Source organism: Streptomyces sp. NPDC044044, from assembly GCF_056434405.1.
In genome coordinates, this window is sequence record NZ_JBWKFG010000007.1 from 363929 (window position 1) to 389583 (window position 25655).

The 25655-nt window shown below is 70.2% G+C and carries 23 protein-coding genes; 8 read left to right on the forward strand and 15 right to left on the reverse strand.

Features of this window, described 5'->3' with window-relative positions; genetic code table 11:
• The first annotated feature begins 139 nt into the window (after positions 1-139).
• Positions 140-352 (forward strand): DUF4287 domain-containing protein, encoded by a 213-nt coding sequence (locus AC07AG_RS27250; RefSeq protein ID WP_478758484.1) that lies wholly within the window; start codon positions 140-142, stop codon positions 350-352.
• A gap of 16 nt (positions 353-368) precedes the next feature.
• On the opposite strand, the gene AC07AG_RS27255 is transcribed toward AC07AG_RS27250, so the two are convergent.
• Together AC07AG_RS27255 and AC07AG_RS27260 are read right to left on the reverse strand one after the other, a co-directional pair.
• Complete coding sequence (locus AC07AG_RS27255; protein ID WP_478758485.1) at positions 369-1910, reverse strand: FAD-dependent oxidoreductase; 1542 nt, start codon at positions 1908-1910, stop codon at positions 369-371.
• A gap of 32 nt (positions 1911-1942) precedes the next feature.
• Entirely contained in the window at positions 1943-2857 is a 915-nt protein-coding gene (locus AC07AG_RS27260) for an AurF N-oxygenase family protein (protein ID WP_478758487.1), read from the reverse strand.
• 411 nt (positions 2858-3268) lie between these two features.
• Here AC07AG_RS27260 and AC07AG_RS27265 point away from each other — a divergent pair, with 411 nt between their 5' ends.
• The gene (locus AC07AG_RS27265; RefSeq protein ID WP_478758488.1) at positions 3269-4648 is read left to right on the forward strand and encodes an alpha-amylase; all 1380 of its coding nucleotides are present in this window, start codon (positions 3269-3271) and stop codon (positions 4646-4648) included.
• A 1-nt stretch (position 4649) separates the two neighbouring features.
• Here the strand turns inward: AC07AG_RS27265 and AC07AG_RS27270 are convergent, their stop codons facing one another.
• Positions 4650-5078: a nitroreductase/quinone reductase family protein gene (locus AC07AG_RS27270; protein WP_478758490.1), complete on the reverse strand. Its 429-nt coding sequence runs from the start codon at positions 5076-5078 to the stop codon at positions 4650-4652.
• Positions 5078-5659, reverse strand: a complete 582-nt coding sequence (locus AC07AG_RS27275) for a TetR/AcrR family transcriptional regulator (protein ID WP_478758492.1) — start codon at positions 5657-5659, stop codon at positions 5078-5080. Before AC07AG_RS27275 ends, AC07AG_RS27270 begins: the two co-directional genes overlap by 1 nt.
• Positions 5660-5824: 165 nt before the next feature.
• Here AC07AG_RS27275 and AC07AG_RS27280 point away from each other — a divergent pair, with 165 nt between their 5' ends.
• A complete protein-coding gene (locus AC07AG_RS27280) occupies positions 5825-6292 on the forward strand; it encodes a nuclear transport factor 2 family protein (protein WP_478758493.1) in 468 nt (155 codons plus the stop codon).
• On the opposite strand, the gene AC07AG_RS27285 is transcribed toward AC07AG_RS27280, so the two are convergent.
• The 8 genes from AC07AG_RS27285 to AC07AG_RS27320 form a co-directional block, all read right to left on the reverse strand.
• A complete protein-coding gene (locus tag AC07AG_RS27285; protein WP_478758495.1) occupies positions 6273-7499 on the reverse strand; it encodes an MFS transporter in 1227 nt (408 codons plus the stop codon). The two genes, AC07AG_RS27280 and AC07AG_RS27285, sit on opposite strands and share 20 nt — an antisense overlap.
• On the reverse strand, positions 7496-8722 hold the full coding sequence (locus AC07AG_RS27290; protein ID WP_478758497.1) for an ATP-grasp domain-containing protein: 1227 nt from the start codon (positions 8720-8722) through the stop codon (positions 7496-7498). Before AC07AG_RS27290 ends, AC07AG_RS27285 begins: the two co-directional genes overlap by 4 nt.
• A complete protein-coding gene (locus AC07AG_RS27295) occupies positions 8719-9777 on the reverse strand; it encodes a pyridoxal-phosphate dependent enzyme (protein WP_478758783.1) in 1059 nt (352 codons plus the stop codon). Before AC07AG_RS27295 ends, AC07AG_RS27290 begins: the two co-directional genes overlap by 4 nt.
• Positions 9778-9836: 59 nt before the next feature.
• Positions 9837-10844: an ABC transporter substrate-binding protein gene (locus AC07AG_RS27300; RefSeq protein WP_478758498.1), complete on the reverse strand. Its 1008-nt coding sequence runs from the start codon at positions 10842-10844 to the stop codon at positions 9837-9839.
• Positions 10841-11656, reverse strand: coding sequence for an ABC transporter ATP-binding protein (locus AC07AG_RS27305; RefSeq protein WP_478758500.1), 816 nt, complete (start codon positions 11654-11656; stop codon positions 10841-10843). Before AC07AG_RS27305 ends, AC07AG_RS27300 begins: the two co-directional genes overlap by 4 nt.
• Positions 11657-12760: a FecCD family ABC transporter permease gene (locus AC07AG_RS27310; RefSeq protein ID WP_478758502.1), complete on the reverse strand. Its 1104-nt coding sequence runs from the start codon at positions 12758-12760 to the stop codon at positions 11657-11659.
• 118 nt (positions 12761-12878) lie between these two features.
• Complete coding sequence (locus tag AC07AG_RS27315) at positions 12879-13622, reverse strand: class I SAM-dependent methyltransferase (RefSeq protein WP_478758504.1); 744 nt, start codon at positions 13620-13622, stop codon at positions 12879-12881.
• A gap of 78 nt (positions 13623-13700) precedes the next feature.
• Positions 13701-14891: a serine hydrolase domain-containing protein gene (locus tag AC07AG_RS27320; protein ID WP_478758506.1), complete on the reverse strand. Its 1191-nt coding sequence runs from the start codon at positions 14889-14891 to the stop codon at positions 13701-13703.
• Positions 14892-15081: 190 nt separating this feature from the next.
• Between AC07AG_RS27320 and AC07AG_RS27325 the strand changes: the two genes are divergently transcribed.
• A complete protein-coding gene (locus AC07AG_RS27325; protein WP_478758507.1) occupies positions 15082-16440 on the forward strand; it encodes an MFS transporter in 1359 nt (452 codons plus the stop codon).
• Here the strand turns inward: AC07AG_RS27325 and AC07AG_RS27330 are convergent.
• Positions 16407-17003, reverse strand: coding sequence for a TetR/AcrR family transcriptional regulator (locus AC07AG_RS27330; protein WP_478758508.1), 597 nt, complete (start codon positions 17001-17003; stop codon positions 16407-16409). The genes AC07AG_RS27325 and AC07AG_RS27330 overlap by 34 nt on opposite strands.
• A gap of 158 nt (positions 17004-17161) precedes the next feature.
• On the opposite strand from AC07AG_RS27330, the gene AC07AG_RS27335 reads away from it, so the two are divergent.
• Entirely contained in the window at positions 17162-18739 is a 1578-nt protein-coding gene (locus AC07AG_RS27335; protein WP_478758510.1) for an AMP-binding protein, read from the forward strand.
• A gap of 53 nt (positions 18740-18792) precedes the next feature.
• On the forward strand, positions 18793-19989 hold the full coding sequence (locus tag AC07AG_RS27340) for an acyl-CoA dehydrogenase family protein (protein ID WP_478758512.1): 1197 nt from the start codon (positions 18793-18795) through the stop codon (positions 19987-19989).
• 41 nt (positions 19990-20030) lie between these two features.
• Here AC07AG_RS27340 and AC07AG_RS27345 read toward each other — a convergent pair whose 3' ends face one another.
• Positions 20031-21395: an FAD-dependent oxidoreductase gene (locus AC07AG_RS27345; protein ID WP_478758514.1), complete on the reverse strand. Its 1365-nt coding sequence runs from the start codon at positions 21393-21395 to the stop codon at positions 20031-20033.
• A gap of 375 nt (positions 21396-21770) precedes the next feature.
• On the opposite strand from AC07AG_RS27345, the gene AC07AG_RS27350 reads away from it, so the two are divergent.
• Both AC07AG_RS27350 and AC07AG_RS27355 read left to right on the forward strand, forming a co-directional pair.
• Positions 21771-22730, forward strand: a complete 960-nt coding sequence (locus AC07AG_RS27350; RefSeq protein WP_478758516.1) for an SMP-30/gluconolactonase/LRE family protein — start codon at positions 21771-21773, stop codon at positions 22728-22730.
• A gap of 115 nt (positions 22731-22845) precedes the next feature.
• Positions 22846-24291, forward strand: a complete 1446-nt coding sequence (locus AC07AG_RS27355; protein WP_361042635.1) for a glyceraldehyde-3-phosphate dehydrogenase — start codon at positions 22846-22848, stop codon at positions 24289-24291.
• Positions 24292-24357: 66 nt separating this feature from the next.
• On the opposite strand, the gene AC07AG_RS27360 is transcribed toward AC07AG_RS27355, so the two are convergent.
• Entirely contained in the window at positions 24358-25620 is a 1263-nt protein-coding gene (locus AC07AG_RS27360) for a PucR family transcriptional regulator (RefSeq protein ID WP_478758519.1), read from the reverse strand.
• Between the last annotated feature and the right edge of the window lie 35 nt (positions 25621-25655).

Here is a 25655-nt window from a genome sequence, read left to right on the forward strand (position 1 = left end):
CGGTCGGGGTGAGAGCCGTCGCGGCGCACCCCGGCCGGGGTGCGTGGTGTGACCCACGACACCTCGGCCGGCCGATGACTTGATCGGGCCCCGCCCGTCCTACTGGCGACAACACTCCGGAAGACGGGACGGCATCACCATGACCGAAGCCACCAAGGGCCCTGCCAGTTACTTCCCCTCGATCGAGAAGAAGTACGGGCGCCCGGTCGCGGAGTGGAAAGACCTCATCCGCTCCTCTCCGCTGACCAAGCACATGGAACTCGTCGGCTGGCTCAAGACCGAGCACGGCCTGGGTCACGGACACGCCAACGCCCTGGTCGCGCACACCCTGGCCGAGACCCGCACCACGTGAGCCCCCGCCGTCGGCCCTACCGGCTCAGAGCGGGGCTCCCCCCGCGGTTGCGGCGCCGCGCGAGCCGGTGGAAGGCCTTCGGCGCGGACCGCGGTGCGGGCAGGGCGCCGGCGACCGCGTCGGCAAGGAGCGTGGTGACCGTCTCGGCGGCGCAGGTGCGATTGGCGCCGATGCCGCCGCTGGGGCCCCGCTTGATCCAGCCCACGACGTAGGTCCCCGGCTTTCCGGCCACCCGGCCACCCTCGTGCGGCACGGTGCCGGTGGTCTCGTCGAAGGGCAGTCCGTCGACCGGCACCCCGCGGTAACCGATCGCCCGCAGCACCATGTCCGTACGTATCGTCCGCTCCCCCGACGACTCCACGACGCGCAGGCCCTGGACGGCTTCCTCGCCGAGCATCTCCACCGGAGCGGAATGGAAGCGGAGCACTATGCGGCGCCCCGGAGCGGGCGGCTGGGCCCAGTCGACGCGGTCGCGCGTGACGCCTCGCAGGAGGGCCGCCTTGCCCTGCGCATCGGTCCCCGGGCCCGCTTCGTCGATGGCCGTCCCGGTCCGGGGATCGTGGTCGTCGACGACCAGGTCGACGCCCTGAACGTGCTTGAGCGCGAGCAGTTCGGACCTGGTGTACGCGGCGTCCTGGGGCCCCCGCCTCCCGAGCAGGACCACCTCGCGCACCTTGCCTGCGCGCAGCGCCGCCAGCGCGTGGTCGGCGATGTCGGTGCGGGCGAGGCTGTCGGGGTCGGCGAGCAGGATCCGGGCGACGTCGAGCGCGACGTTGCCGTTGCCGACGACGACCACGCGCTCGGCGGACAGGTCGATCGCGTCCGGCGCCGCGTCCGGGTGGCCGTTGTACCAGGCGACGAAGGCCCTCGCGGAGATGCTGCCGGACAGTTCCTCGCCCGGGACGGCCAGGGTGCGGTCGGCCGACGCGCCCACGGCGTAGATGACCGCGTCATGGTGTGCGGCCAGCTCCTGCGCGGTGACGTCGGCGCCCACGTCGAGCCCGAGGTGCATCCGCACCCGCGGATGCGTGTGGAACCGCGCGAAGGTGTCGCCGACCTTCCTGGTCGCGGGATGGTCCGGTGCCACGCCGAAGCGGACGAGGCCGCCGGTCTCCGGCAGCCGGTCGATGAGCGTGACTTCGGCGCTGGTGTGCAGGAGCAGGTCCTGGACCGCGTACATCCCGGCCGGTCCTGTGCCGACGACGGCGACCTTGAGCGGCGCGAAGTCCGACGGCAGGACGCGCGGGAAGGACGGCTCGTCCCAGGCGTGGAAGTTCGGTCCGTCCGGGGCCGGTTCGGGCTCCCGGTCCGCGTAGTACGCCGCGTTGATCGTCGCGTACTCCTGCTGTGCGACGGGCAGGCTGTCCACCGGGAAGATCGCGTCGACCGGGCAGGCGTCGGCACAGGCGCCGCAGTCGATGCAGGTCTTCGGGTCGATGTGCAGCATCTCCGTGCTGCCGAACGCCCGCTCCTGGGGCGTCGGGTGGATGCAGTTGACCGGACACACGGCGACGCATGTGGCATCGCTGCAGCAGGTCTGGGTGATGGCGTAGGTCATGTCGTCGGCTCGACTCGCTCGGCTCGGATCGCTCAGATGAGGTGGGCGCGCTTGTAGAAGGCCAGCGCCGGCTTGGTGAGCAGCCGGGAGGAGGCCAGGAACTCCATCAGTCCCGAACAGCTGGACCGCATCATGGACTTGTGGTGTTCGTTGGCCTTCGCCTCGGCGAGGGCACGCTTCTCGTCGAGCCCGGCATTGGCGTACACCTTGGGGTTCACCATGCTGGTGACGATGTAGTACGACGCGATCGCGACGACGAACGCGTTGATCTGGCGGCGCAGTCGGCCCGCTCCGGAGAGGCGCTTGCTCGTCTGGTCGCGGGCGAACTTCATGTGCCGCGATTCCTCGACGACGTGGATGTTGTTGATCGTGCGGACGAACGGCACGACGCGCTCGTCCCGCATCCAGTCGCGCTGCATGACGTCGAGCACTTCCTCGGCCACGAGGATCGCGGCGTAGGCCGCCTCGCCGAAGGCCACCGTCTTGAACACGCGGCCGAGTTCCATCGCGAACCGCTTGGGCCGGTAGGCGGGCGCGCCCAGCTTCTCGGCGCCGCGGGCGAACATGATCGAGTGCCGGCACTCCTCGGCGATCTCGGTGAGCGCCCACTGCACTTCGGCGCTGGCCGGGTTCTTCATGTAGACGTCGCGGAGCACCATTTGCTGGAGGATCATCTCGAACCAGATGCCCGTGCTGGCCACCGATGCGGCTTCCTGCCGCGTCAGTTCCTTGCGCTGCGCGTCGGTGAGCTCCTGCCAGTACGGCGTGCCGTACAGGGAGCACCATTCCGGGCTCGCGCCATGGAAGTCGCGGTCGAGGGGGGTCTCCCAGTCCACTTCGGTGGCCGGGTCGTACGCCAACACGGCGGCCGAATCGAGCAGTCGCCGGGCCACGTCGTCCTCTTCGGGACGGTCCTGCGCTATCGGCCGAACAGTGCTGCTTGCCATGCTGCGGCTCCTTGACTCTGATGCGTACGTTCTCTTGTTCGCTCAGGCAACGGACCGGGGCGTCGTCCCGCGACGCGCGGCGGCCCGCTTGTTAGACAGACCGTATAACAAGCGGGTCGGGCAGCCTACCCCCGAGTAAGAACTGAATCCACGCAAGTTCTTGCGGCAAGAACCCTGCGCAGGTCAGGCCCCCTCGGTGCCCCATTCGGGCACCGATGCCACGCCACTCACCTGCAACACCGGACGCCAAAGCCGCATTGAGCACCGTTAGTTGAAATATCTTGCAGAAAGCATTGACGCGTACATGCGTGGACGGCAGGCTCCCCTTCGGAATCCCCCCACGGCAGCCTCCCCCACGAGCAGCTGCCCTTCTTCGGGCACTGCTGTGCCCGGTCTCGAAGGAGCCGCACCATGCAGCACCGTTCCCGCCTGCTGGGAGCCACATCGGCCGGGATCCTGGCCGCGGCCGGCCTCGCCACGTTCGCGCCCTCGCAGTCGCAGGCGACACCGCCCGGCGACAAGACCGTCACCGCCACCATGTTCGAGCGGCAGTACGCGGACGTGGGCAAGGCCTGCGCCGACCAGCTCGGCCCCGCGGGCTACGGCTACGTCCAGGTGTCACCCGCCACCGAGCACATACAGGGCGACCAGTGGTGGACCTCGTACCAGCCCGTCAGTTACCGGCTCGCGGGCCGTCTGGGCGACCGCGCCTCCTTCAAGAGCATGGTCGACGCCTGCCATGAGGCGGGCGTGAAGGTGATCGCGGACGCCGTCATCAACCACATGGCGGCCGGCGCGGGAACGGGCACCGGCGGCACGCAGTACGGCAAGTACGAGTATCCCGGCTACTTCCGGGACGCGGACTTCCACACCTGCCGCACGAGCATCAACGACTACACCAACCGTGACAACGTCCAGAACTGCGAACTGGTGGGCCTTGCCGACCTCGACACGGGCAGCGACGCGGTGCGCGGCACCATCGCCGCGTACCTCGACGACCTGCGGTCCCTGGGCGTGGACGGCTTCCGCATCGATGCCGCCAAGCACATGGCCGCCGACGACGTCGCCGCCATCAAGGGCAAGATGAGCGACCCCGGCTTCTGGGTCTCGGAGGTCATCCACGGAGGCGGCGAGGCCGTCCAGCCCGACGAGTACACCGGCGTCGGGGACGTGGACGAGTTCCGCTACGGCGGGCACCTCAAGAGTGCCTTCCAGGGCGGGAACATCGCACAGCTGAAGTCGGTCGCCGACGGCAAACTGGGCAGCGGCTCGGCCCGTACGTTCGTCGACAACTGGGACACCGAGCGCAACGGCTCGACGCTCACCTACAAGGACGGCGCGGCCTACGCCCTGGCCAACGTCTTCATGCTGGCGTCCCCCTACGGCTCACCGAACGTGTACTCCGGCTACGAGTGGTCCGACAAGGACGCGGGCCCGCCCAGCGGCGCGGACGGCTGGACGGACACGCACACCCAGCAGGCGGTCACCGGCATGGTCGGGTTCCGCAACGCGGTGGGCGCCGCCGAGTTGACCGACTGGTGGGACAACGGCGGCAGCGCCCTCGCGTTCGGCCGCGGGGACAAGGGGTTCGTCGCCCTGAACAATGGCGACGGCGAGCTGACGCAGACGTTCGCGACGTCCCTGCCCGGCGGCACGTACTGCAATGTCGCCAAGGCGTCCCCGGACAGCTGTGACGGCAACACGGTCACCGTCGGGGACGACGGGAAGATCGAGACCACCCTGCCCGCGCACAGTGCCCTGGCGCTGCACAGCGGCTCGAAGACCGGCTGACCTAGACCAGGCGGAACACCGGATGACGTACCGACTCGGCGGCGAACTCCTCGTCCGTCGAGTCGCCCGTCACGTCGAAGTAGGGGCGGGTGACGGGAACTTCGCGCCAGTACTGGCGCAGCACGGGGACGCTCGCCTCGGGTCCGAGCTCGACCACCCGCACGGTCTCCGACTTGCCACCCCTGGCCAGGTCGACCTGCCCGGCCACGCGGGCGTTGCGCACCCAGTTGCTCACCCCGTAGGCGCCGACGAGCCAGCGCTCGCCCCCGGCCGACATCACGTCGACCGGGGTGGAGAACAGGCGGCCTGACTTCCTGCCGCGCACGGTCAGGATGTAGCGGTAGCCCTTGCCCACGCCGAACCGGGTCATCGTCCGGAAAACGCCGTTGATCAGGCGCGTGCCGAAACCGATGCGATACGTCTTGGCCATCAGCCTTCTTCCTGTCGGGTGACCGGCGGTCGCCGCGCGGCCAGCAACTGGGCTGCGCCCAGGCGTGCTTGGCGCGCCGGTTCGGGTGAACCTGTGATCGCGGCCGTGGTCATGGCCCCCTCCGCGAGCAGGACCAACGGGCCGACAGTCTGCCCCGATTCGCCCGCCGCGGCCACAAGTCCCGCCATGTAGTCGTGGAAGGCGCTCTTGTGGGCCCGGACGGTGTCGGCCACCGCCGGGTCGGCGGCCCCGAGTTCACCGAAGGAGTTGATGAAGGCGCAGCCCCGGAAGTCCGGCTCGGAGAACCACTCGTAGAGCCAGTCGTAGACCGCGAGGACTCGCTCCACCCCGTCCGGCACGCGCTCCGCGTACTCGGCGAGCCGGGTCCGCCAGCGGCGGTCGCGGCGCTCGAGGCAGGCGAGGACGAGCTCCGATTTCGAGGGGTAGACCTGATACAGCCGCTTGAGCGAGACACCCGAGGCCGCACGCACCTGGTCCATGCCCACGGCCTGGATCCCGCGCTCGTAGAAGAGCCCGTCGGCGGCGTCGAGGAGCCTGACTTCCGCTTCAGCGCGATCCATGAGGGCTCCAAGGGTCGAGGACGGGGGGTGAGAACGCTCGTTCTCTGACCCTACTACGCCCGTGAGCGCGCCCGCATCATTGCGCGAGAACGTGCGTTCTCCTATCGTGGACACCCTCGCCGGAGAACGATCGTTCTCGTGGTGTGCGACGTTCAGGAGAGAGCCATGACCACACGACCCCCCGTCCCGCCCTTCACCCGGGAGACCGCGGCAAAGAAGGTCCGCCTCGCCGAGGACGGCTGGAACTCCCGCGATCCCGAGAAGGTCGCCCTCGCCTACACCAAGGACTCCCGCTGGCGGAACCGCGCGGAGTTCGTCACGGGGCGCGACGCGATCGTCGCCTTCCTGTCCCGCAAGTGGGACCGCGAGCTCGACTACCGCCTCATCAAGGAGTTGTGGGCGCACGACGGAAACCGCATCGCGGTGCGCTTCGCCTACGAATGGCACGACGACTCCGGCCAGTGGTACCGCTCGTACGGCAATGAGAACTGGGAGTTCGACGACGACGGCCTGATGCGCGTCCGGCACGCCTGCATCAACGACCTGCCCATCCAGGAGTCCGACCGCACGTACCACTGGCCGCTCGGCCGCCGCCCCGACGACCACCCCGGGCTCAGCGATCTCGGCCTGTGACGACGGACCGGCGAAACCAGCACCTCAGGAGCAGGGGAAGCAGCACGCACTGCGCGGCGACCGCGATCCAGAACAGGCCCGCACCGCTCGCGCGTTCGGCCAGCTGGTAGCCCTCGCCTCCGGCGACCCCGCTGACGAAGGCCCCGATCCCGGCCGCGAGCCGCTGGTGACCGAACACGACGGCGGGTGCGCGGGGCGACCGGGCCAGGGCTTCGAGGTCGTTCTTGAAGAACAGGACGATCTCGCCGACGCAGACGAGCAGGGCCCCGGCGAGGATCGCGGCATGGCTGCCGACGGCGAGCATGGCCATGCCTGCGGCCATCGCGCCGAAGCCGAGCCACAGGGCGCGGGCGTAGGGCAGGCGCGCGATCCGGTCCGAGAGGAGAGGCTGCGCGACGACGAGCAGGAACGCGTAGAGCGCAAGGACAAGGCCGTAGTACGTCGTCGAGGTGCGGGGCACCGCGTACAGCGCGAGGTAGTGCTGGAAGAACATGAAGACGTACAGGCTCAGGACGGTGGTCGCGAAGGGCAGCACGGCAAGACCGGCGAACGCCCCTTCCCGGTGGGCAGGTTGTCGCTGTCCCGCACCATTGATCCGACCGTGCTCGGGGCTCTCCGTGGGCAGCAGGGCATGGCCCGCCGTGATCCCCGCGAACAGTACGGTCACCGCGGTGAAGAGTCCTGCCGATGCGCTGAGGACGAAGGGGGCCGCCGCCAGCGGCCCCAGGGCGATGCCCGCGTTCAGCGCCGAGCCGCTCGCGGACAGCAGCAGAGGGCGCTGCTCCTCATCGACCTCGTGTATCAAGTACGCCTTGTTCGCGGGCAGATAGAGCGCGGCGCCGACGGACACCAGGAAGAGGGCGAAGACGGCGGCGGCCGGGTGGCGCAGGCCGGGCAGGAAGCAGCCGAACCCCGCCGTGCGGATCACCAGGGCGAGCAGCATCGTGCGCCGCAGCCCGATGCGCTCGGCGATCGCGCCACCCACCGCACCGCCCGAGAACTGCACCAGCGAGGCGCCGGCGAGCACGACGCCGACCGTGCCGAGCCCCATGCCGAGCCGCTCGTGGAGCAGCACCGACATGAAGGGCAGCACGGCGAAGCTGCCGAGCGGGATCAGGAACGACCCGGCGAGCAGGAACCGTTGCGGCCCGGTCAGCCGCGCGAAGCCGGATCGCAGGCGTCCGCGCGGCTTCCCGAGAAGCGTCACTTCGGGGTGTGGGCGGCGACGAGCGGCCGTATGCTCCCGGCCGCGCTGAGCGCACGGTGCAGGGCGAGTTCCGCGGTCACGCCCTCGGCGAGGACGATCCCGGTGCAGCCGCGCTGGTCGTTCACGTGCTCCAGGCGGTCGCCGGGGGCCGCGGTGGGATACCACTCGGGCGAACCGGGGAAGGCGGCGAGGCCGTCAAGGCCGGTCCATCCGGTGAGGGTGCCCGGCCGGTCGGGGTAGACGAGGACGAATCCCGTGGCGGGGCCCGTGGCCGCCGGTGCGTCGAGCAGGGCGGGGCGCAGGCCCAGGGCCACGGCGACCGTCGCGTCGTACACGTTGGTGCGCAGGGCGCGGCACAGTGCCTCGCCGACGAGTGCGCCGCCGATACGACGGTTGATCTCCACGAGCTGAGGACCGTCGGTGGTGAGGACGAACTCGACGTGTGCGAAGTCCGCGTCGTGGCCCGCCGTCCTCAGGACGCGCCCCACCCAGTCCTGAATCAGGGCGAACTCCGGTTCCGGCAGGGCGACGGGGAAGGCCGCGGCCTCCTCGCGGACGGAGGGTTCGGGGGACATCTGCCGGCTGAGCACACCCAGGAGCTTCGTCTCGCCCGCCCAGCTGAGCGTCTCCGCGCTGTAGACGGGCCCGGCGAAGAAGGGCTCCGCGAACAGCCGTCCTGTGAAGGGACGTTGGGCAGCTTCACGGAGAGCGGTGTGCAACTGCCGCTCGTCGCGGACCAGCCAGACGTTGCGCGACGAGGTGCCCGCGGAGTCCTTGAGGACCACCGGCAGACCGATGCGCTGAAGCACCTCGTCGGCCGCCGCGGGGTCGGCCGGGATCGCGAGGCCGGGGCCGCTGCTCAGGTTCTGCTCGTGGAGGAGGTTGCGCACCCGGGACTTGTCCCGCAGGAGGCGGACCGCGGCCGGGTCGGGCCCCGGCAGGCCGAGTTCGGCGGCGAGATCGGCGCCCGGCACGCTCCAGGTGTCGGTCGAGTTGATGAGCCCCTTGAGGCCGGGCACCACGGCAAGGGCCGCGGCGGACGCGGCCGTGTCACGGGTGTCGACGTCGACGATGTCGAGTGCTCCTGGCTCCAGGCGGTCCAGTTCATGCCGGTAGACAGCTCGGTCGCCCGTGAGCAGGCAGAGCCGGTGTCCGGCGGCACCGGCCGCCTCCACCAGGCGTCCGAGGCCGAAGGTGAGTGCTTCCAGGGCGGCGATCGTCACGATGCCTTCCCCTCCTTCTGGTGCTTCTTGGTACGTGTGTCCTCGTGCTTCTTGGTGCGTGCGTCCTCGTGCTTCTTCGTACGTACGTCGTAGCTGCGCCGGTTCCACTCCATCGCCGACCACGGCAGGGCGAGGTCGGCCAGGTCCGTGATCTGGTGCGGCTTGAGGGTGCGCGGGTCGAGGGCCTCCTGGTGGCGGGAGAAGACCCTTTCGGTGTAGCGGTGCCCCGTGTCGGCGCCGATCACCAGGTGCATGCGGTCCGGGTTGCGGGCCGCCTCCCAGGCCGTGACGAGGTGGGCCGCCCCGGTGGAGAGGCCCGCGAACACCGCGTGGGCGCGCAGCAGGTCGACGGCTCCCGCCATGGCGTGCCGGAAGTCGACCCAGTGGAGGGTGTCGTACAGGTCGTGGCGGACGTTGTCGAAGGGGATCGAGCTGCCGATCCCGGCGATGATCGCCTCGGGGTCGCTGAAGTCCTCGCTGCCGAAGGTGACGCTGCCGAAGGGCTGGAGCCCCAGCAGCCTTACCTCACGGCCGCGTTCGCGCAGCGGCTGGACGAGACCGCCGGTGGAGGCGCCGGTGCCGACGGCGCCGACCACGGTCAGCGGCGCGCCGGGCAGCGCGGCGTCGACCAGGTCCGCGAACTCCTCGTAGCCGGCGTAGTGGACGCCGTCGTGGTACTGCCGCATCCAGTGCATGTCGGCACGCTCGAGCAGCAGTTGCCGCACCTTCCGCACCCGCCGCTCCTGGTCGAGCCGCAGGCTGTCCGAGGGCGGCATCTGGTCCACGGTGGCGCCGAGGATCTCCAACTGGGCGCGCATCGCGGCGTCGACGGTGGTGGAGGCGACGATGTGGCAGCCGAGGCCGTAGCGGTGACAGGCCATGGCGAGGGCAAGTGCGTAGATGCCGCTGGAGCTGTCGACGAGGGTCTGGCCGGGCCGTACGGTGCCGCGTTCGAGGAGGGTGCGGACCGCGCCGAGCGCCGCATACACCTTCATCGTCTCGAAGCGCGCGAGGACGACGTTGTCGGAGAGCCGCAGCAGGTCGGGGGCTTTCATCGCGTCGGTGATGTGCCCGTGGACGGTGGCCGCGGGGGCCGTTGCCGTACGCAAGGGGGTCACCGCCCGACCGACCGGAGGTAGCCGCCCAGGTCCTCGGCGCCCTTGACGTTGCGCGGGCCACTGACGGCGTCGCCGTAGGACATGACGAAGAAGCGGCCCTCCTTCACGGCTGGTACGGACTTCAGGCCGGGAAGCGACTTCAGGTAGGCGATCTTCTCCTTGGCGGGCTGGTCCGCGTAGTCGATGATGACGATGACCTCGGGCTTCGCCTTGATGACCGGTTCCCAGCCCACCGTGGTCCAGCCCTTGTCGAGGCCGTCGAAGACGTTCGTCCCGCCCGCGGCCTCGATGATGTCGTTCGGTGCGGCATGGCGCCCCGCGGTGAAGGGCTGGTCGGTCCCCGAGTCGTAGACGAAGACCTTGGCCGGGTCGCCCTTCTCGGGCCAGGTCTTCTTCAGTGCGGCGACGCGCCCCTTGAGGTCGGTGACGACCTTCTCGGCCCGCTTCTCCACGCCGAAGATCCCGCCCAGGTTGTCCAGGTCCGTGTAGAGCGCCTCCAGGGGGGTGACGTCGACGCTCTTGTCGCCGTAGTCCCAGCATGTCTCGGTGTGCAGATAGCTGGCGGACCCGACCTTCTCCAGGAGGGCGGGCGTGATGCCGCGCTCCTCGCTGAAGCCGGAGTTCCACCCGGCGAGGACGAAGTCGGCCTTGGCGTCGACCACGATCTCCCGGGTGATGCGCTCGGTGCCGAGGCGCTCCACGTCGGCGTAGTCCTTACGCCAGGGCGAGCCCTTGATGGAGGGGTCGCCGAGCTTGTTCATGACGTAGCCGCGCATCCGGTCGGCGAGACCGAGGGAGAACATCTTCTCGGCGCCGCTGACGTCGTAGGCCACCGGACGCTCGGGGCGGGTGTACGTGACGTCCTTGCCGCAGTTGGAGACGGTGACCGTCTTCGCCTTGCTCTTCGCTGTCGGCTCGACCTCGGCGCCGCAGCCGGTGGCCAGGAGCCCGGTCGTCAGGAGCACGGCGGCTGCCAGGGTGCGGGGCAGCGGTGGTCGGTTCATGAGTGCGGTCCTTCTGCCAGGGCGTCGGCGGGTGCCGGATTGCCGGTCGGGGCGAGGTCGTAGACGAGTTGGGGCGTCCCGGTGCGCGGGTGGTGCACGACGGTGGCGTCGACGCCGAACACCTTGCGGATCAGTTCGGGGTTGAGGACGTGTGCCGGGCTGCCCGTGGTGACCAGGGAGCCGGAGCTCAGGACGGCGATGCTGTCGCAGGCGGCGGCCGCCAGATTGAGGTCGTGCAGGGCCGTGAGCACGGTGAGGCCCGATCCGCGCAGGAAGGAGAGGAGCTCCACCTGGTGGCGGATGTCCAGGTGGTTGGTGGGCTCGTCGAGGACCAGGACGCGGGGTTCCTGGACGAGGGCGCGCGCCACGAGCACACGCTGCCGCTCGCCGCCGGAGAGGGTGAGCACGCTGCGGTCCGCGAGATGGGTGACGTCGAGGCGGTCCATCGCGTCCCGGCACAGGGCGCGTTCGCGTGCGGTGAGGGGGTGGTTGCCGCTTGCGTGCGGTGCGCGGCCGAGGGCCACGACTTCGTCGACCGTGAAGTCGAGTTCGGTGTGGCTCTCCTGGGTGAGGGCGGCGATCGACCGGGCGCTGTCGCGCAGTTTGAGCGAGGCGAGGTCGGCGCCGTCCAGGAGCACGGCTCCCGACGTGGGCTTCAGCGCCCGGTAGACACAGCGCAGGGCGGTGGACTTGCCACTGCCGTTCGGGCCGACGACCCCGACGATGCGCCCTGCCTCCACCTCGATGTTCAGCCGGTCGACCAGGGCGCGCCCCGCGGCCTCGACCGAGAGCTCCCGCAGTACGAGGGTCATCTAGCGCCCTCCGAACAGATAGCCGCGGCGGCGCATCAGCACGATGAACACCGGTACGCCGATGAGCGCGGTGATGACCCCGAGCGGCAGTTCCTCGGGGGCGAACGCGGTACGGGCCACGAGGTCGACCCAGACCAGGAAGCAGGCCCCGGCGAGCGGCGCGACGGCAAGGACCCTGCGGTGCGTCGAGCCCACCAGGATGCGCACGACGTGCGGCAGGACGAGCCCGACGAAGCCGATCGCGCCACTGACCGCGACGATCAGGCCGGTGACCGCCGCCGTGAGGAGGAACAGCCTGCGCCGCAGCGCCTCCGCGTCCACGCCCAGGCTGGCCGCGGTCTCGTCCCCCAGCGACAGCACGTCCAGGGACCGGCTCTGGCGCAGCAGCACCACGACCGTCACCAGGACGGCGCCCGCCGCAAGCGGCAGCGACTCCCAGGACGCCGAGCCGAGACTGCCGAGGAGCCAGAAAAGCACCGTGCGGGCGGCCTGGCCGTTCGGGGAGAGGAAGACGAGGACGCTCATCAGTGCCTGGAATCCGTACGCCAGCGCCACTCCGGTGAGGACGAGACGCAACGGCGTCAGACCGAGCGGTCCGCGCGCCGCCAGGTACACCAGGACGGTGGCGGCCAGCGCCCCGAGGAACGCGGCGGCGGACAGCGCGAAGACACCCAGTCCGGCGAAGACCCCGAACACCACGACCGCGGTGGCGCCGACCGACGCGCCGGAGGAGATGCCGAGGACGAACGGGTCGGCGAGGGCGTTGCGCACCAGCGCCTGGATGGCGACGCCGACGACCGCGAGCCCCGCCCCGACCACGGCGGCGAGCAGCACCCGTGGGGTGCGCACATGCCAGACGATGGAGTAGCCGCTCACCTCGTCCGCGCTGATGCTGCCGCCGGTGAGAGCGGCGGTCAGGAATCGCACGACGTCCCCGAGCGGCACGACGGTCGGGCCGAGCGCGATTCCGGCGAGCACGGAGATCACCAGTGTCACGGAGAGCACCGTCAAGGTGGTCACGAGCCGTCCGCGGCCCGCCTTGCGCGCCGTCGGCTCGTAGGGGGCTGCCTGTGGGGAGGCGGTCCCGGTTGTGGCCTCGGTCATGAAGTCCCTTCACCCATCGGACAGTTCGGAGCGGTGCGGCGGCCCCGGCGGGGTGCGGCACGATCCAGTAGTCGGCGGGCGTCGCCGCCGAGTTCCCGGGGATTCACGAACTGCCCGGTCACTGCACGGGCTTGGTTCCTCGCACGATCAGACGACGCGAGTGGTGGTCGTAGGGCGCGCCGTCGAAGCCGCCGAAGCACTCCACCTCGGTGAAGCCGGCGTCTTCGAAGAGGGCGCGCAGCTCGGCCGCGCTGTAGAGGAAGGAGGTGATCGAGGCTTCGCGCGCGACCCCGTCGCGGACGAGCGTCCAGTCGGTCCGCAGCCGGGTCCAGCTGTCCAGGACGGTGTCGCGCTGCACCACGTAGGCGCCGTCGAGTTCGACGATCTGGGGGCGGCCGATCCAGCCCGCGAGCACCTCTTTACCCATGACGTCGATCAGCAGCTGTCCGCCGGGCGCCAGTGAGTCATGGGCGTTGCGCAGCACGCGGAAGTTGTCGTGCGGGTCGTCGAAGTAGCCGAAGGAGGTGAAGACGTTGAGCACGGCGTCGTACGACTCCGGCTCGACGTGGGTGAGCATGTCCGCCCGGAGCAGGCGGACATCGGCCGCGGCGTCCTCGCACACGACGCGGGCCCGCTTCAGGAGCTCCGCGCTGAGGTCCACGCCCGTGACCGTGTAGCCGCGGCGGGCCAGCGGCACCAGGTACAGACCGGGCCCGCAGCACAGGTCGAGGACGCGGCTGCCCGCCGGGAACCCGAGCAGCGGCGAGTGCGCGACGATCTCCGCCGTCTCCGCACGCCGCCGCTCGGAGAACATCGTCTCGGAGAAGTCGGACCAGAATCCGTCGTCCTCGTACCAGTGCATGCTGCCGCGACCTCGATCCAGTGGGCTGTCCGGTCCTTGCTCACCAGTGGTCGGGCGCGGGTCGCTTCTGGTTCCCGGTCAGCCCCGGGTGTCGAGGTGGGTGCCGATCCGGAGGAAGGCGGGGACGAGCGGGGCAGCCGGCACCGCGGGCGACATGACCTGGGAGGCGAAGTGGGCGATGACGAGCTCCAGTCGGGGTGAGACGAACAGCCGCTGGCCGTGGATTCCGCTGGCCATGTACGAGTCGTAGGGGTCGTTCAGGATCCACCACAGGTCGTGGTACGAGAGCGTGGCGGGCGAGTTGGCGGGCGCGCCCGGGAAACGGACGCGCCGGGGGTAACCGTCGGGCACACCCCTGGTGATGGTGGTGGCGACGGCCTCCGGCACGACCTGCCGCTCACCGACCGCCCCACCGCACCGGAGCATCTCCCCGAGCCTGGCCACGTCGCGGGCCGTGGCGCTGAATCCGCCGCAAGCGGCTTCGACGCCTTCGCTGTCGAGGACGTAATAGGCGTCCTCCTCCGCGCCCAGGTGGGACCAGATCAGTTCGCCGAGCAGGGCGGAGGTGGTGACCCCGGTGACCTTGCGAAGGACCTCGGCGAGTGCTTCGACGTTGCCGTTCTCGTAGCGGAACTCGATGCCCGGCGCCCCGGTGGCCCGTGCGGTGGCGAGGTGTTCGCGGATGCTGCCGGGGCCGCTGTAGCCGTAGGGCCTCAGCTGGGGCCCCACGACGGCGAAGTAGCGCTGCGCCTCGATGGCCTTGTCGTAGCTGCGGCCCGCGTAGCTCATCTGCGTGCCCATGTGGAGCAGGTCGTCGACCTGGGCCTCGCCGAACGCCGTGCCCGCCAGTTCGGGGACGTAGTGCGATGCCAGGGCCGTGCGGTCCAAGGCCCCTTCGTGCGCGAGCATCGCCGCCATGAGGCCTATGTAGGACTTGGCCGCCGAGGCGTTGAAGTGGGGGGTGTGCGGTTCGGCGCCGTGGAAGTAGCGCTCATGGACGACGGATCCGCGGTGCAGGACTACGAAGGCGTCGGTCTGGGCGGCTGCGAAGAGCTCCGGAAGCTTGAGCGTGGAGCCGTCAGGAGCGGAGATCTCCAGGGAGTCCAAGTCGTGCGGCCTGACGGGCAGGTCGCGGGCGGGCGCCCGGCCCCGCCACACCCGACGGCTGGGTGAGATCTCGCGGCCCGCGGCCGTGTAGCGCCGGACCCAGGCGGGGTCCGTGTATCCGCGGGCCCATCTGAGGTCACTCAGCGGCGCAGTCTCGGTCATGGATCGCTCCCATCAACAGCTTCAGGTAGGCATCATCAAGCCATGGATTCACTTCACTCTAATCGTTAACATACAGACTGTTCAGTACCGCGACACCGTCGCGACCCCGGTTCCCGGGCCTCCGCATGCCATCGCCTCCGCATGCCCTCTCGCCGCACCCGCCCCTGCTCCCCCGACCGCAGGAGTCCCCATGGCCACCCCGCGCACCACGTCCTTGCCCCTGGAAGACGCCCCGCCGCCACCCGAGTTCGACCGCCGCCGCGCCTGGCTGATCACCGCGATGATCGTCCTGTTCATGCTGATCAACTACGCCGACAAGTCCGTTCTGGGGCTCGCGGCCGTCCCGATCATGGATGAGCTCGACATCAGCAACAGCACGTACGGCATGATCTCCAGCTCGTTCTCGATCCTGTTCAGCCTCTCCGGGCTGGTCGTCGGATTCATCTCGTCGCGCATCTCCAGCCGGGCACTGCTGTTCACCATGTCCCTGCTGTGGGCGGTGGCCCAACTGCCCGTGCTGATCGTGGCGGCGGTGCCGACGCTGATCGCGGGGCGTGTACTCCTCGGAGCGGCCGAGGGGCCCGCCGCATCAATGTCGATGCACGCGCTCTACAAGTGGTTCCCGATCGACCGGCGCGGCCTGCCGTCGGCGCTGCAGATCAGCGGTGCCGCCCTGGGCACCCTCATCGCGGCACCCGTCGTCACCTGGCTCATCACGGCTTTCGGCTGGCGCTCGGCCTTCGCGGCGCTCGCGGTGACCAGCCTGGCGTGGAGTCTCATCTGGTGGCGGGTCGGCCACGACGGTCCGTACGGGCACCCGCGCCCCAGCTCCGGCGCGGGCTCGCCGCAGCCGAGCGAACCCCGGCTCCCCTACCGGAAGCTCCTGCTGAACGGCACGGTTCTGGGGAGCATCGCCGGAGCGTTCGGCGCCTCGTGGGCGCTGGCCCTCAGCCACGCCTGGCTGCCGGCCTACTTCAGGACCCAGCTCGACATGACGCCGAGCGCCGCGGCGACGCTCATCAGCGGCATCTCCGCCTTCAGCTTTGTCCTGCTCCTCGCGGTCTCTCCGTTCGCCGACGCACTGAACCGGCGGGGCGTGTCCAGGCGGTGGGCGAACGGCGCGCCGCAGGGGATCGCGGTCGTCGTCGCCGGGCTCGCCATGGCGAGCTTCTCCTTCGTGGGGGAAGGATGGCTCCAAGTCCTGCTGATCGCCGTGGCGTTCGGCGGCAACGCCATCGTCTTCCCGTTGCACTACATGACCACGGCCGCCGTCGTCCCCGCCCACCAGCGCGGGGCGCTCTTCGGCGTCGTCGCCGCGACGGGGACCCTGCCCGGACTCGTCGCCCCCTACCTGACCGGCCACCTGCTCGACACCGCGGACTCGCAGGGCGCGGGCTACACCACCTCGTTCCTGCTCTCCGCGGCGGTCATGCTGCTGTCCGGCCTCGTGGCACTGGCGTACATACGGCCGGAGCGGGACGCACGGCGGCTCGGCCTCGCCCCCGACGAGCCCGCTCAGGCCGGGGCGTCGAAACCACTGGCCCAGTAACGACCGCGCAGGGCCAGGTCGAGCAGCTGGCGCACGACCTCCTCGGGAGGCATCGGCGGCGTCTCCTGCTCGGCCCACCAGCGCAGCACCGCGATCTGCTCCCCCACCCAGACCCGGGCGAGGAGGTCGGCCTCGATGCGCGGCTCGACGCCGTTGCGCTCGGCACGGGCACGGAACTCCTCGGCGGTGGCCCGCGCGCAGGTGTCCACGAACATCTGCAGCGGCTTGCCGTCGCCTTCGCCGCGCAGCACGATCCGGTACAGGTCACGCTCCTCGCGGGCGTGCCGCAGCATCTCCAGGACGGGCTTGCCGGTGAAGCCGACGGCACTGTCGGCGACGGTCGGGCGCAACCGCTCCCCGAGTTCGTCGAGCAGGTCGGACGTCACGCGCGCGAACAGGCCCTCCTTGTCCTTGAAGTGCGCGTAGAAGGTCGCGCGGGCCACGTCGGCGCGCTCGGTGACGTCCTCCACGGTCAGCGCGGTGAAGCCGCGCTCGAGGACCAGTTCCACCAACGCCGAGCCGAGAGCCCGCCGTGACCTTCGTGTCCGCCTGTCCTCGGCCATCGTGGCCCTCCTCGCCCGCAGTCGTGATCGCGGCCTCAGTCTAGAAGACTCTTGACAGTTCAGAGGTTACTGAACAAGCTGTCTGTTATTGAGCAGCATGTTTACTTACCTGCTTCGTGCTGCCACTCCCCTGCTCTGCCCTGTTCCGGAGAACCGTGATGAACCTCGGCACCTATCTCACCCGCAGCGCCCGCTACTGGCCGCAGGCGACGGCCCTCGTCTGCGGCAACCGCTCGTGGACCTTCGACCGGCTTGACGCCACCACCAACCGGCTGGCCTCCGCACTGCTCGCCCGCGGGCTGCGTCCCGGCGACGCCGTGGCCTCGCTCGCCTGGAACCGGGGCGAGCTGGTGGAGGTCGAATTCGCCCTCTACAAGGCGGGGTTGATGCGCGCCCCGGTCAACGCCCGCCTGGGCCGCGGGGAGATCGCCCACATCCTGCGCTACGCCCCCGTACGTGCCCTCGTCTTCGACGCGGCGCATCGCGAGGACGCGCTCGCCGCGATCGCCGCGGCCGGCACCGACTGTCTACCGGTGCCGCTCGACGGCCCCATCGAAGGCACCCCCGAGGCCGACACGCGGGCCGTTGCCTACGAGACGCTGCTCGCCGAAGGCAGCGAGGCGCAGGTCGCCGTCGAGGTCGACGAACACGCTCCCTGCGTCCTGAACTTCACCTCCGGCTCCACCGGCGCACTGAAGGCCGCGGTACAGACGGTCGGCAACCGGCTCGCGAACATGCGCAAGCTGCTGATGAGCGACGAGTCCCGGCCCCGGCCCGGCACCCGCTACCTCGCCTGCGGCCCCATCACCCACGCCACCGGCATGGGTCTGCTCGCCGGGGTGTTCGGCGGCTCGACGACGCACGTCCTGCCCGCCTGGAGCCCCGAGGCCTTCGTGGAGACAGTGGAGAAGGAGCGCATCACCGCGACGTTCCTCGTGCCCGCCATGCTGAACATGGTGCTCGGCCACCCCGGCGCCGCCGCACGGGACGTGTCGTCGCTGACCAGCGTGCGGATCGGCGGCGCCCCCATCTCACCCCAGCGGCTGCGCGACGCCGTGGAGTTCTTCGGTCCTGTCGTCGCCCAGGGGTACGGCCTGGGCGAGACGACCAGTGTGGTCGCCGGACTGACCAGCGAGGAGATCGCCCACGCGGTCAAGGATGACCCCGAACTCCTGCAGTCCTGCGGTCGCGCCTCGTACGACACCGAGATCCGCGTCGTCGACGAGAGCGGCCGTGAGCGCGCGCCGCGCGAGGTCGGCGAGGTCATCGTGCGCGGGCCCGACTGCGTACGGGAGTACTGGCAGGAGCCGCAGCTGTCCGCCGAGACCTTCCGCGACGGCTGGGTGCACACCGGCGACCTGGCGTGGATGCGCGAGGACGGCTACCTCTTCCTCGTCGACCGCAAGAAGGACATGATCATTTCCGGCGGGTTCAACATCTACTGCACCGAGGTCGAGTCCGCCCTCTACGAACACCCTGCCGTGCGCGAAGCCTGCGTGGTCGGCGTGCCGGACGAGACGTGGGGCGAGGCCGTCAAGGCCGTCGTCGTGGCGGAGTCCGGCGCCGCCGTCACCGCGGACCAGCTCATCGCCTTCTGCGCCGAGCGCCTCGACCGCCTCAAGAAGCCCCGCTCCGTCGACTTCGTCACCGAGCTTCCCCACAACCGCAACGGAAAGCTCGACCGCAAGGCCGTGCGCGAACCGTTCTGGGCCGATGCCGTGCGACGCGTGAACTGATCCGCCCGCACCCTCCCCCGCATCCGCCGTCCAGGAATGAGGAACGACCCGACATGACCTTCACACTGCGCCCCACCTACGACGACCCGCAGCTGGCCGACCTCGTCGACCGGCTGCGCCACTACCTGGACGGCGAACTGGCCGACCACGAACGCGATCGCGGCCTCACCCACGAGAGCCGCCTCACCCGTGCCGACCTCGAACCCATCTGGCGCCGCAGCCGCGAACTCGGCTTCTACGGCATCCATCTGCCCGAGGAGTACGGCGGCCGGAACCTGACGTACACGCAGCTCGCCGCGCTCAAGGAGGAGATCGGGGCCAGTGGCCGCGTCCTCGCCCACAGCGTCCTGGGCGACATGGGCGGCCCACTGCGTGCCGGCGACATCCTCAAGCACGCCACCGACCACCAGCTCGCCAAGTACCTCATGCCCCTGGTCCGCGGCGAGCGCGCCTGCTGCTTCTCCCTCACGGAGACCGACGCCGGCTCCGACGTGCGCTCCATGCGCACCACCGCCGTCCGCGACGGCGACGGCTACCGCCTGACCGGCCACAAGGTCTTCTCGTCCGCCGGGCCCTTCGCCGACTTCGCCATCGTGGTGGCCCGCATGGCAGGCACCGGTGAACAGGAGGGCGACAAGCCGCGGTTCTCCGCCTTCCTCGTCGACCTGGACAGCCCCGGGTGCCGCGTCGAGGACGGCGCGACCCCGATGTCGGGCGAGCACATCGAGAGCGACATCGTCCTGGACGACTGTCACGTCCCCGCCGCCAACCTCCTGGGCGAGGAGGGCAGGGGCATGCGGATCGCGCTCGGCCGCGTCACCACCAACCGGCTGCTGCACTGCCCCACCGTCATCGGCGCCACGCGCCGCGCCATCGGCCTGACCCTGGACCGCACGCGGCACCGCAAAGTCGCGGGAGGCATGCCCCTCCTCACGCTGCAGGCCATCCAGCACAAGGTCGCCGACATGGCCACGGAGTTCTACGCGGCCCGCTCCATGACGTACGCGGCGCTGGCGGCACTGGACCGGGGTGACGACGCACACGCCGAGGCCTTCATGTGCAAGCTCTTCGTCGCCGAGTCCGCCTTCCGGATCCTCGACGAGGCCGTCCAGATCCACGGCAAGGAAGGTCTCACCCAGGGCAACGAGATCGAGTTCCTGTTCCGCAAGATCCGGATGTTCCGCGTCCTGACCGGAACATCCGAGATCCAGCGCAACGGCATCGCCAAGCTCCTGGCCTTCAACGCCTGACCGGGTGCCGTACCGGTCAGGCGCGGGAGAGCCCGGCCCGCCTAGGCGCCGCTCGCCTTGAGCATGGCCTCGCGCTCGACGATCTTCACGCGCTCACGGTCCTCCGCCTCGCCGAGGGCCTTCTCCGCGGCGTCGAGGCGGTACCAGCCCTCCCACGTGGTGAAGCGGATGTTCCGCTCACCGAGGAAGGCTTCCACCGCCGAGGGGTCGGGGGCGGTCGGCGTGTGCAGGCGGGCGTTCGCGTGGTCGTCCAGGAGGCTGGCCACCGTCTCGTTCGCGTCGCCCTTGGTGTGCCCGATCAGGCCGACCGGGCCGCGGCGGATCCAGCCGGTGACGTACGTCGACTGCAGGTGCTCGCCGGTCTCCTCGATGACCCGGCCGCCCTTGTCCGGCACCGTGCCCGACGCGACGTCCCAGGGCAGCTTGGGCAGCTCGTCGGAGAGGTAGCCCACGGCGCGGTAGACGGCGCCGAGGTCCCAGTCCTTGAACTCGCCGGTTCCCTTGACGTTGCCGGTGCCGTCGAGGGCGGTGCGCTCGGTGCGCAGGCCGACGACCTGGCCGTCCTCGCCGAGGATCTCGGTCGGCGACTCGAAGAAGTGCAGGAACAGCTTGTGCGGGCGGTCGCCCGCGTCGCGGATCGCCCAGTTCTCGAGGGTCTTGGCGACCATGTCGGCCTGCTTGTTGCCGCGCCGGGTCGCGATCGAGCCGTCGTCGTAGTCGATGTCCTCGGGGTCGACGATGACCTCGATGTTCGGGGAGTGGTCGAGCTCCCGCAGCTCCATGGGGCTGAACTTGGCCTGCGCGGGGCCGCGGCGGCCGAAGACGTGGACCTCGCGCGCCTTGTTGACCTTGAGGCCCTCGTGGACGTTCGGCGGGATCTCGGTCGACAGGAGCTCTTCCGCGGTCTTGGCCAGGATGCGCGCCACGTCGAGCGCCACGTTGCCGACGCCGAGGACCGCGACCTTCTCCGCGTCGAGCGGCCAGGTGCGCGGCACGTCCGGGTGCCCGTCGTACCAGGAGACGAAGTCCGCGGCGCCGAACGAGCCGTCGAGCTCGATGCCGGGGATGTCGAGGGCCCGGTCGGCCGTGGCGCCGGTGGAGAAGATCACCGCGTCGTAGAAGCTGCGCAGGTCGTCCAGGTCGATGTCGTTCGGGTAGTCGACATTGCCGAAGAAGCGGATCTGAGGCTTGTCGAGGACCTGATGCAGGGCCGTGACGATGCCCTTGATCCGGGGGTGGTCGGGGGCGACGCCGTAGCGGATGAGGCCGAAGGGCGCGGGCATCCGCTCGAAGAGGTCGATCGACACACCGGGCTCGACCGCCACTGCGGATTTCAGCAGCGCGTCGGCGGCGTAGATGCCGGCCGGACCGGCTCCGACAACGGCTACCCGCAGAGGGCGAGACATGATCAGGTTTCCCTTCGAGCGAAGACATGGGGCTCGTGGGGAAGCCTAAACTAAGGCAATCCTAAGTTAGTACGCGGGCCGGATCTATGACCCCATAAGGCCAGCTTATGGGGTCCCGTAGACAGGGTTTGACTTGCGCCGTGCGGGCGCGCGGCCCGGCAAGGGGCCACCGCCCTTCGGGGCGTATGGAGATACGAGCGGGGCGCGAGGGAACTCCCGCAGGCGACGCCGCGTTGTCAACTCACCGAGCCCGCGCCCGAGTTGGAGCAAAGCTCGCTCGGTGCACCGAGTCCGTCGCGTTGTCGAGTTGTGTCGAGTTGTTGCGTCGCCGAGTTCGCAGACTCCCATCCCCGCTCTTCACGGAGGCCCGGAACGATGACCCCCAGTAACCGAAATCACCCCCATCCGTCCCGTCGCACCGTCCTCGGCGGCGCCACCGTCGCGGCCCTCGCGGTGGCGACCGGCACCGGAACGGCAGGCGCCGCCACCGCCGCGCAGGGCGCGAGATGGCCGACCGAGTTCCCGCTCCCCGACGGCTTCCTCCCCGAGGGAATCGCCATCGGCAGCAAGCCGTACGCGTACATGGGCTCGCGCGCCAACGGCGCCGTCCACCGCACCGACCTGCGCACCGGCCGGGGCGAGGTCTTCTTCGAGGGCGCCGCGGGCACGGTGGCGGTCGGCCTGAAACTGGACGACGACGGCCTGCTCTACATCGCGGGGAACACCGGAGTCGCGCGGGTCCTGGACACCCGCAGCGGCAAGCTGGTGGCCACGTATCAACTGACCGAGGCGGCAGGCCACTTCATCAACGACGTCACCCTGCTCGGCGACCGCGCCTGGTTCACCGACTCGCGCGACGGCGTGCTCCACGGAGTGCCGCGCGGCCGCAAGGGCAGGGTGCGCGCGCTGCCGCTCGGCGGCGACTGGGTGCAGACACCGGACGTGATCAACGCCAACGGCATCGTCGGCACCCCCGACGGCCGGGGGCTGATCGTCGTCAGCAGCGGCCCCGGCAAGCTCTACCGCGTGCACCTCAAGACCGGGCACGCCACAGAGATCACCCTGGTCGGAGCGGACGGCGTGGTCAACGGCGACGGCCTCCTGCGCATCGGCCGCACCCTCTACGTCGTACAGAACCGCCTGAACCTGATCAGCGTGTTCGACCTCGACGCCGGGGCCGGCACCGCCACCCTGCGCCGCACGATCACCGACCCCCGCTTCGACATCCCCACCACAGCGGCCCGCTGGCGCGATCGCCTCTACCTCGTGAACGCCCGCTTCACCAGCCCACAGGAGCCCGGCACGACCTTCAACGCCGTCGCCGTCCCCCTCTGAAATCCCCTCTGGAGCGATGAATCCTCTCCGGAGCGAGGCCAGGCGGCACCCATTGCAAGATCAAAAGTGGCACCGGGTTAGCATATGAGCGCCGCCTAGCTCGAAAGATAAGCCTGTGACTGTCAATGACGACTCGTTCACCAACTGGAAGAACCGCGAGGAGATCGCGGAGTCGATGATCCCGATCATCGGGAAGCTGCACCGGGAGCGGGACGTCACCGTCCTGCTCCACAGCCGCTCCTTGGTGAACAAGTCGGTGGTCAGCCTCCTCAAGACCCACCGATTCGCCCGGCAGATAGCCGGTGAGGAACTCTCCGTCACCGACACGCTGCCGATCCTGCAGGCCCTCACCACGCTCGATCTCGGCCCTTCGCAGATCGACGTCGGCCTGCTCGCCGAGACGTACAGGACCGACGACCGCGGTCTGTCGGTCGCGGAGTTCACCGCCGAGGCCGTCGCCGGCGCCACGGGCGAGAACAAGATCGAGAGCCGCGAGGGACGCGACGTCGTCCTCTACGGCTTCGGCCGCATCGGCCGCCTCGTCGCCCGCCTGCTCATCGAGAAGGCCGGTTCGGGCAACGGACTGCGCCTGCGCGCCGTCGTCGTCCGCCAGGGCGGCGAGCAGGACATCGTCAAGCGCGCATCGCTGCTGCGCCGTGACTCCATCCACGGCCAGTTCCAGGGCACGATCACCGTCGACGAGGCGACCAGCACGATCATCGCCAACGGCAACGCGATCAAGGTGATCTACGCCAACGACCCCTCCGAGGTCGACTACACGGCGTACGGCATCAAGGACGCCATCCTCATCGACAACACCGGCAAGTGGCGCGACCGCGAGGGGCTCTCCAAGCACCTGCGCCCCGGTGTCGACAAGGTCGTCCTGACCGCTCCGGGCAAGGGCGACGTCCCGAACATCGTGCACGGCGTCAACCACGACACGATCAAGCCGGACGAGCAGATCCTGTCCTGCGCCTCCTGCACCACGAACGCGATCGTCCCGCCCCTGAAGGCGATGGACGACGAGTACGGCGTGCTGCGCGGCCACGTGGAGACGGTCCACTCGTTCACGAACGACCAGAACCTCCTGGACAACTTCCACAAGGCCGACCGCCGTGGCCGCTCCGCGCCGCTCAACATGGTGATCACCGAGACCGGCGCGGCCTCGGCCGTCGCCAAGGCGCTGCCCGACCTGAAGGCGCCGATCACCGGCAGCTCGATCCGCGTCCCCGTCCCGGACGTCTCGATCGCCATCCTGAGCCTGCGCCTGGGCCGCGAGACCACCCGCGAGGAGGTTCTCGACCACCTCCGCGACATCTCGCTGCACTCGCCGCTGAAGCGACAGATCGACTTCACGACCGCCCCCGACGCCGTCTCCATGGACTTCGTCGGCTCGCGTCACGCGTCGATCGTCGACGCGGGCGCGACCAAGGTCGACGGCGACAACGCGATCCTCTACCTCTGGTACGACAACGAGTTCGGCTACTCGTGCCAGGTGATCCGCGTCGTCCAGCACGTCTCCGGGGTGGAGTACCCGACCTACCCGGTGCCGGTGGCCTGATACGGCGGTACGACCCCGCGGTGGGGCGGCAAGGGATTCCCTTGCCGCCCCACCGGCGTTCCACGGTCAACCGCCGAGCAGCCTGCGGGCCCCCAGGGCGAGCGAGATCTCCACGAGGTCGCCGACCCGGGTGAGGCTGCGCCCTGTCAGCTGCTCGACGCGTCGCAGCCGGTTGAGGACCGTGTTGCGATGGCAGTAGAGGCGGGCGCCGGCGCGCTGCGCGGAGCCGTCGCTCTCCAGCCAGACGACGAGCGTGTCGAGCAGGAGGTCCCGGTCGGCGGGGTCGAGGGAGCGCAGCGGGCCAAGGACCCGCTCGGCGAGCGCCTCGGCCAGCTCGGGCGACGAGACGACCAGGGCGTCGGGCAGACGTTCGTCCAGGAGCACGGTGCCGCCGCTGCGGGGGCAGGCGCGCAGTGCCGTGTCGGCGAGGCGGCGGGCGTAGGGGACGGCGGCAAGGCCCTCCACGGGTGAGCCGATCCCCGCGCGGGCTCCGGGCGGCAGGGAGAGAGAGGCGCCGAGCGCGGACACCTCGGCCGCCGGGTCGCCTTCGGCGTCGCCGAGCAGGACCAGGGCGTACTGGACTCCGGGAGCGCAGTGGCGCAGTGTCCGTGTCGCGGTCGGCAGGGTGAGGGGGGTGTCATCGCCCGCCAGGGCGATCACGGCGTACCACCCGTCCTCGGGCAGCCCCAGGACATCGGCGGCGGTGGGCAGGTCGGTGAGGCGGGCGCTTCCGTCGAGGAGGCCCGCGGTGAGCAGCCGCAGCCGGTTCTCGTGCTGCCAGGCCATACGGCGCTCGGTGCGGCGGTAGGCGTCGGCGACGACACCGCAGTGCTCGTCGACGAAGTTCCATACGTCCGTGGCGACATGGATGAGCAGCCGCATGTCGTCGGGGTTGCCGCGCGACACCTCGTCGACCAGGCCCTGCCACACCATCGCCCCGCCGAGCCGGAAGGCGTGCAGCAGCGCGTCGAGCGGCAGGCCCCGTTCGGCGCGCACCCCGGCGATCTGCATGGACGTGCGGTGGGCCGCCTCCCTGGTCTCCCCCGGCTGGAGGAGCGAGGTGACGCTGTGCCGCAGCGAACGGTGCACCTCCTGCCACACCTCGGTGGGGCGGGTCTCGATGTCCGCACGGTAGACGGGCTCCTGCTCGCCCAGCTCGGCGACGAGCCGGTCGGTCATCGCGGCCAGGTCCCTCAGCAGGGCGCGGGCGGCCCGGTGCAGCACGGCGACGGCATCGGCGTCGAGGAGGGAGCGCGCTCCGGGTGCGAGCGGCGTGATGGCGGGCACTTCGTGCAGGGGCCCGACCCGTGACCGCAGGACGTGTGGCATGGGGCCTCCACGGGAGTGTGCGCACTGCCGGATCT

What these genes read in the sequence shown, in the direction of transcription:
- AC07AG_RS27275 (WP_478758492.1), bottom strand. Translation starts at nt 5,659, where the DNA reads ATGGATCGCGCTGAAGCGGAAGTCAGGCTCCTCGACGCCGCCGACGGG.
- AC07AG_RS27315 (WP_478758504.1), bottom strand. Translation starts at nt 13,622, where the DNA reads ATGCACTGGTACGAGGACGACGGATTCTGGTCCGACTTCTCCGAGACG.
- AC07AG_RS27280 (WP_478758493.1), top strand. Translation starts at nt 5,825, where the DNA reads ATGACCACACGACCCCCCGTCCCGCCCTTCACCCGGGAGACCGCGGCA.
- AC07AG_RS27260 (WP_478758487.1), bottom strand. Translation starts at nt 2,857, where the DNA reads ATGGCAAGCAGCACTGTTCGGCCGATAGCGCAGGACCGTCCCGAAGAG.
- AC07AG_RS27345 (WP_478758514.1), bottom strand. Translation starts at nt 21,395, where the DNA reads ATGTCTCGCCCTCTGCGGGTAGCCGTTGTCGGAGCCGGTCCGGCCGGC.
- AC07AG_RS27335 (WP_478758510.1), top strand. Translation starts at nt 17,162, where the DNA reads ATGAACCTCGGCACCTATCTCACCCGCAGCGCCCGCTACTGGCCGCAG.
- AC07AG_RS27300 (WP_478758498.1), bottom strand. Translation starts at nt 10,844, where the DNA reads ATGAACCGACCACCGCTGCCCCGCACCCTGGCAGCCGCCGTGCTCCTG.
- AC07AG_RS27330 (WP_478758508.1), bottom strand. Translation starts at nt 17,003, where the DNA reads ATGGCCGAGGACAGGCGGACACGAAGGTCACGGCGGGCTCTCGGCTCG.
- AC07AG_RS27340 (WP_478758512.1), top strand. Translation starts at nt 18,793, where the DNA reads ATGACCTTCACACTGCGCCCCACCTACGACGACCCGCAGCTGGCCGAC.
- AC07AG_RS27310 (WP_478758502.1), bottom strand. Translation starts at nt 12,760, where the DNA reads ATGACCGAGGCCACAACCGGGACCGCCTCCCCACAGGCAGCCCCCTAC.
- AC07AG_RS27320 (WP_478758506.1), bottom strand. Translation starts at nt 14,891, where the DNA reads ATGACCGAGACTGCGCCGCTGAGTGACCTCAGATGGGCCCGCGGATAC.
- AC07AG_RS27325 (WP_478758507.1), top strand. Translation starts at nt 15,082, where the DNA reads ATGGCCACCCCGCGCACCACGTCCTTGCCCCTGGAAGACGCCCCGCCG.
- AC07AG_RS27270 (WP_478758490.1), bottom strand. Translation starts at nt 5,078, where the DNA reads ATGGCCAAGACGTATCGCATCGGTTTCGGCACGCGCCTGATCAACGGC.
- AC07AG_RS27265 (WP_478758488.1), top strand. Translation starts at nt 3,269, where the DNA reads ATGCAGCACCGTTCCCGCCTGCTGGGAGCCACATCGGCCGGGATCCTG.
- AC07AG_RS27255 (WP_478758485.1), bottom strand. Translation starts at nt 1,910, where the DNA reads ATGACCTACGCCATCACCCAGACCTGCTGCAGCGATGCCACATGCGTC.
- AC07AG_RS27295 (WP_478758783.1), bottom strand. Translation starts at nt 9,777, where the DNA reads ATGAAAGCCCCCGACCTGCTGCGGCTCTCCGACAACGTCGTCCTCGCG.
- AC07AG_RS27360 (WP_478758519.1), bottom strand. Translation starts at nt 25,620, where the DNA reads ATGCCACACGTCCTGCGGTCACGGGTCGGGCCCCTGCACGAAGTGCCC.
- AC07AG_RS27250 (WP_478758484.1), top strand. Translation starts at nt 140, where the DNA reads ATGACCGAAGCCACCAAGGGCCCTGCCAGTTACTTCCCCTCGATCGAG.
- AC07AG_RS27350 (WP_478758516.1), top strand. Translation starts at nt 21,771, where the DNA reads ATGACCCCCAGTAACCGAAATCACCCCCATCCGTCCCGTCGCACCGTC.
- AC07AG_RS27305 (WP_478758500.1), bottom strand. Translation starts at nt 11,656, where the DNA reads ATGACCCTCGTACTGCGGGAGCTCTCGGTCGAGGCCGCGGGGCGCGCC.